This is a genomic window from Aerococcus sp. L_32 (assembly GCF_050689315.1).
The window spans coordinates 1-1244 of the sequence record NZ_JBOEQF010000517.1 but is presented as its reverse complement, the minus strand read 5'-3'; the positions used below and the strand labels follow the sequence as shown (position 1 = coordinate 1244).

Annotated in this window: 2 protein-coding genes; both read right to left on the bottom strand. The window is 37.9% G+C overall.

The window, feature by feature from the left end:
* Positions 1-450: chorismate synthase (locus ACRCJ0_RS14390; RefSeq protein WP_431390898.1), on the bottom strand; the 450-nt coding region annotated here is incomplete at its 3' end.
* 227 nt (positions 451-677) lie between these two features.
* The coding region (locus ACRCJ0_RS14385) for a PEP-utilizing enzyme (RefSeq protein WP_431390897.1) at positions 678-1244 on the bottom strand (567 nt) is incomplete at its 5' end.

Below are 1244 nucleotides of genomic sequence, written 5' to 3'. Positions count from 1 at the left end.
GATTTGTTGGGCAATTGAACCAACGGCTACACGCATCGTTGTTTCACGAGCAGATGAACGCTCTAAAACGTTACGTAAATCTTTAAAACCGTATTTGATTCCACCAACTAAGTCAGCATGCCCCGGACGTGGATGATGTACAGTACGACGTTTTTTGATACCGTCTTCTACATCTTCTGCACTCATAATTTCAGTCCATTTTTTAAAGTCTCTATTTTCAACAATCAAAGTAATTGGTGAACCTAAAGTTAATCCATGGCGAACACCTGAAGTAATACGCACTTGGTCTTTCTCAATTTTCATACGATTACCTGCACCATAGCCCATTTGACGGCGAGCAAGATTCTCGTTGATTTTATCTATATCGATTGGTAAGTTTGCTGGAACGCCTTCAATGATCGCAGTTTCTAAGGGACCATGTGATTCGCCAGCTGTAATGAAACGTAGCATGTACTGTTTCCTCCTAATTTTCAATTTCTCTTATTCATTTTAGCCTTTATTTCCAATAGGGGCAATTATATTTGTACAAAAATTAGAAAATAATGAAGTTTCCATCGAATAATCTAATATAATGTATCATTTTTGGAAAAAGAAAAGTGCTGACCAAGCTATGAAAGCTCAGTCAACACTTTTTAAATGTCCGAATAATAGATTTTAGTGACTCAGGTTAAGCAAGATTAGATAGTTGTAGTTGCGCCGTTATAAACGATACCACGACGAGCATCAACTGTTACTAATTGGCCGTTTTCAATTGAAGAAGTTGCGTTTTCTGCACCTACAACAACTGGAATTCCATTTTCTACACCTAATACAGCTGCATGGCTTGTTAATCCACCTTTTTCAACAACTACTGCTGCAGCGTTTTTAATTGCTTCATTGTAGTCGTTGTCAGTTGATTTCACAACTAATACAGAGTTAGCTTTTACGTTAGCTACTGCATCTGCTGCGTTGTCTACAACTACTGCATGACCAACAACAGATTTCTCACCGATACCTGAACCTGATACTAATTTTTCACCAATAACTTGAATTTTCATCAAGTTAGTAGTACCTTTTTCACCAACTGGTACACCAGCAGAGATAATAATTGTATCACCATCCTGAGCGTAGCCAGATTCTTTCGCTACAGTACCTGCTAATGACATCATTTCGTCAGTTGAAGCTGGTTTTTCAACAACAAATGGTTCTACACCCCATGCTAAAACTAATTTACGTGCTTGGCTTTCAGAGAAAGTTAAAGCGAT